4 protein-coding genes are annotated in these 4,577 nt (G+C 72.6%); 3 read left to right on the forward strand and 1 reads right to left on the reverse strand.

The features are described 5' to 3' along the window. The first annotated feature begins 78 nt into the window (after nucleotides 1–78). Nucleotides 79–1,263, forward strand: a complete 1,185-nt coding sequence (locus D7V88_RS39145; RefSeq protein WP_120545625.1) for a tRNA-uridine aminocarboxypropyltransferase — start codon at nucleotides 79–81, stop codon at nucleotides 1,261–1,263. A 7-nt stretch (nucleotides 1,264–1,270) separates the two neighbouring features. Here the strand turns inward: D7V88_RS39145 and D7V88_RS39150 are convergent, their stop codons facing one another. Further along, entirely contained in the window at nucleotides 1,271–2,278 is a 1,008-nt protein-coding gene (locus tag D7V88_RS39150; RefSeq protein ID WP_244238634.1) for an acyltransferase family protein, read from the reverse strand. 225 nt (nucleotides 2,279–2,503) lie between these two features. Here D7V88_RS39150 and D7V88_RS39155 point away from each other — a divergent pair, with 225 nt between their 5' ends. Further along, complete coding sequence (locus D7V88_RS39155; RefSeq protein ID WP_208726724.1) at nucleotides 2,504–3,319, forward strand: YfiM family lipoprotein; 816 nt, start codon at nucleotides 2,504–2,506, stop codon at nucleotides 3,317–3,319. 191 nt (nucleotides 3,320–3,510) lie between these two features. Beyond that, nucleotides 3,511–4,577: cytochrome-c peroxidase (locus tag D7V88_RS39160; RefSeq protein WP_147449069.1), on the forward strand; the 1,067-nt coding region annotated here is incomplete at its 3' end.

Below are 4,577 nucleotides of genomic sequence, written 5' to 3' on the forward strand. Positions count from 1 at the left end.
GGGGAGGGGGCGCCCTGTCTGTCGGTGCTCGGGCCCTGGCCCCGGGCCGTCCGGGCGGAGGCGTGATAAAGGGCCGGCGTGCGTTCCTTCTGTGTCCGTTGCCTGCGTCCCGAGAGCGCGTGTTACTGCGCGCACGTTCCCCAACTGGAGACGCGCACGCGCGTGGTGTTCCTCCAGCATCCCCGGGAGCGGCGCGTGGCCATTGGCACGGCGCGCATGGCGCACCTGTCGCTGCCCAACTCCGAGCTGCACCGGGGCGTGGACTTCACCGGCCATGCCCGGCTGGAGGAGCTGGCCCGGCACCCGGAGCGCGTCGCGGTGCTCTTCCCTGGCGAAGACGCCATCTCCGTGGAGGATGCCCAGGCGAACCCGCCGGAGACGCTCATCGTCGTGGACGGCACCTGGCCGCAGGCGAAGAAGGTGGTGATGCGCAACCCGCTGCTCGCCAGCTTGCCGCGCATCGGCTTCGTGCCGCGCCGCCCGAGCAACTACCGCATCCGCGCCGAGCCCGCCGACCACTGCGTCTCCACCATCGAGGCGGTGGCGGAGATATTGGGACAGCTCGAAGGCCGCCCGGAGCACTTCGACCGGATGCTGGGCGCGTTCGAGTTCATGGTGGACACGCAGTTGGAGCGGCAGGAGACGCGCTCGGGGCCGGGCCGCCGCCGCATCTACAAGGGCGAGTGGCGCCCGCCGCTGGAGCTGCGCTCGCTGGCGGAGGCCTCCGAACGGCTGGTGCTCTTCTACGCGGAGGCCAACGCGCACCCGCTGGAGGCGGACATCCCGCCGGAGCTGGTGCACCTGGTCGCGCGCCGGCTCTCCACCGGGGAGCGCTTCGAGGCGGTCATCGCCCCGGAGCAGCCGCTGGCCTACAGCACGCCGCTGCACGTGGAGCTGCCGGAGGAAGCGCTGCGCGCGGGGGAGCCCCGTGCGGAGGCGCTGGCCCGCTTCGAGGCGTTCCTGCGCCCGGAGGATGAGCTGACGGTGTGGACCACCTTCGCGTTGGATCTGCTGTGGAGTGGTGGCCTGTCGCGCAAGTCAGCGCGCAACGTGCGGCTCGCCACGGCGCGGGCGCTCAAGGGCAAGGCGGGTGGGGTGGAGCAGGCGGTGGAGATGCTCGAGGCTCCGGCGGTGACGCCGTGGGCGCAGGGCCGCGCGGGCCGCCGCATCGCCGCGCTGGAGTCCGTGGTGCGGGAGCTGGTGGCCCGGGGCCTGGCGACGCAGCCTCCCGCGCGTCTGCCTCGCACCGGCACGGAAGGCTGAGCCGTCGCTACTGGCCCAGGCGCGCGGTGCCCACGCGGGCGCCCAGCGTCGTCGAACCGGCGCGCCACGGCCGGGCCTGCTCGCGCACCCACCGACCCAGGCGGGCGATGAGGTAGCAGCCGACCAGCAGCGCCACGGACACGCCCAGCGCCGCCGCGATGCCCAGCCGGGGCCCGATGCGCTGGGAGAGGCCGGCGATGTCCGCCCAGCCGTACACCATCGGCAGGTGCAGCACGTACAGCCACAACGACAGCCGGCCCAGCGGCGCCAGCAGCCCGCTCAACCGCTGCGGCAGCAGGTTCACCACGCCCAGCACCAGCAGGCCCTGCGCCACCCGGTACATCACCATCGTGGGGCTGTTGGGCGTCCACTCGATGGGCACCCAGCGCGTGAGCGCCAAGAGCCCCCCGCCCAGTGCGAGGAGCGCGAGCCCCTGCGGCCAACCCGGCTTCAACAGGTGCAGCGCGTGCGCGGCGAAGGCGCCCGCGAAGAAGAAGCCCGCCCACGGGAAGAACGGGAAGCGGCTGCCCTCGCCATTGCCAATGAACTGCTGCAAGGGCACCGGCAGGTGCGCACCCGCCTGCCACATCACCGCGCTCGCCAGGGGGATGCCCGCCGCCAGTCCGCCCAGGAGGAGCGCCCGCGCGCCCAGGTTCGGCGTCAGCACCAGCGCGAACGCGCCCAAGAGCAGCGAGGCCCCGATGCACTGGAGCGCGTCGAACTGGAACACCTTGGCCAGCATGGCGTCGGAGTAGCCCAGGTCGCGCACCGCGCCCCAGCCCGGCCAGTGCAGCAGGTACCCCAGGAACAACAGCAGCAGCGCCCGGCGGAACCGCCGCCCGAAGGAGTCCTTCGCCGCGCCGGGCCGGGCGCCCAGCGCCATCACCACCGCCCAGCCGCTCACCAGCAGGAACAGCGGCGCGGTGATGCCCCGAAGCTCCCAGTAGCGCTGGACCCACGGGTGGTCGCGCAGCGCGGGCGCGAGCAGCGCATCCAGCGTGTGTCCCATCACCATGGCAACGACAGCCAGACCCCGCGCACCATCGAGCGCGGGGTGTCGGGTTTGCCGGAAGCTGAGCGAGGGGCCGAGTCCGTTCAAAGCGCTCAAGAGCATATGCCCACCTGCGGGCCTCGTCTCCAAAACGCACCAACCGTGAGGGTTGGCAGGCTTCAAATCCGCCCCGCATTTCACTCGGGGAGAAGGTCGCGCGTCCGCCCGGGGATGCTACAGGATGGATGCATGTCCCCGCGCACCGCCCTCGCCTCCGCCCTCGCGCTCCTCGTCGCCCCGGCTTCCGCTGTCGCCCAGGCGGGGGATGACTGGTTTGGCCCCGACAAACCCAAGCACTTCGCGGCGTGCTTCGCCGCCACCGGGGTGGGCTACGGCGCGGGCGCGCTTGTCTTCGACACACCAGGAGCGAGGGCGCTCACCGGCGTGGGAGTAGGGCTGGGCGTGGGGGTCGCCAAGGAGGTGTATGACCGCGCACGCGGCAGCGTCTTCTCCGTGAAGGACCTGGCGTGGGACACCGCCGGCACGGCCACCGGTCTACTGGCCGCGTTCCTCGTGGACCGTTTCATCACCGAGGTGCTGCTGCCCCCGCCCCGGAGCGTCGCCGTCGTTCGCGGGAGCGGCGGGGGCTGGCGGCGCGTCGGCACGGGCGCGGCGCTCCACGAATTTCAGCAGCAGGTCGCGTTGCAGGCGCGGCTCCACCAGCAGCAGGCGGCCTTCGGGATCGTCGGTGTCGGAGACGAGCACGGTGACCTGCTGGCGGGGGCACTGGCTCATGCACCCGGTGGGCGTGACGCGGACCTGCCCGGCGAGGCCGCGGCCGGCCAGCTCCCCCTGGAGCCAGCGCGGCAGGTCCTGCCCTCCACTCCGGGCGCACTTCGTCAGGCATTTGCGGCAGACGAGCACGTCCACCTCGCGCCCCTTGCCGCCCGCGTCGTCCTGCATCCGTCGTCCTCCCTGGCCTTCGCTTCCAGCCCGGACTTCCGCTTCCAGGCGGATGCCCCGGTCCGGGGCCCCGGCACTCCGCCAGGACCGTGGATGAAGTGAAGGGGTAGCAGCGTGGGGCTTGTTCCGCAGGGACCGGGAGTCCCGCCCGCCGGGCCGCTGTCCGGGCAGGCTCTGGACTGATGGGAACGGATAGCCCGGGTGCGGGGTGCGGCGTCTTGCCTCGGGGCGTCAGGCGCGGGGCGCTGCTACGGTGCGCCCGCGCTGTGTCGCTCGCGGAAGGCTCCCCCCACATGCTGCGAAATCGACTGCTCCCGTGGTTCACCCTGTCGGCCCTGGGCCTTGGTGCGCTCGCCGGTTGTGAGCGCTCCCCCGACGCGCCCGTGGCGGCCCCGTCCGCGCCCGCCGTCGCCGCCGTGAAGCCGCCCGCGCCGCCGGCCGTGCCGGATGCCACCGCAGTGGCGAAGCTGGCCTCGCACTTCTTCCAGGCCCCGCGCGGGGAAGCGCCGCTGCCCGCGGACACCGAGGCGCAGGTGGCCCTGGGCCGCATGCTCTTCCACGAGCCCCGGCTGTCGAAGAACCACGACGTGTCGTGCAACACCTGCCACGGGCTGGACACCTTCGGCGTGGACAACAAGGCGCTGTCGGATGGGCACCGGGGGCAGAAGGGCAGCCGCAACTCGCCCACCGTCTACAACGCTGCCCGCCACATCGCGCAGTTCTGGGACGGCCGCGCCGCCACGCTGGAGGCCCAGGCCGAAGGTCCGATGATGAACCCGGTGGAGATGGCCATGCCCGGCGCGAAGCACGTCGAGGCCACGCTGTCCTCCATGCCCGAGTACACCGCTCGCTTCCGCGCCGCCTTCCCCAAGGAGCGCAAGCCGGTGACGCTCTCTCACGCCGCCAAGGCCCTGGCCGCCTTCGAGCGCACGCTCACCACGCCGTCGCGCTTCGACCGTTTCCTCGCGGGCGAGCACGCGGCCCTCACTTCTTCCGAGCAGCGCGGCCTGGAGGCCTTCGTCACCACCGGCTGCACCACCTGCCACAACGGCCCGGCGGTGGGCGGCACGTCGTTCCAGAAGCTGGGGCTGGTGGAGGAGTACCCGAAGCTCACCGACGCGGGCCGCTTCGACGCGACGAAGAACGAGGATGACCGGGGCTACTTCCGCGTGCCCACGCTGCGCAACGTGGAGAAGACGGGGCCGTACCTGCACGACGGCAGCGTGCAGGACCTGCCCACCATGGTGCGGCTGATGGGGCGCTACCAGTTGGGGCGCACGCTGAAGGACGGCGAGGTGGACGACCTGGTGGCGTTCCTCAAGAGCCTCACCGGCGAGCTGCCCCCCGCCGAGCGCATCTC

This window comes from Corallococcus terminator, from assembly GCF_003611635.1.
GTDB lineage: Bacteria > Myxococcota > Myxococcia > Myxococcales > Myxococcaceae > Corallococcus > Corallococcus terminator.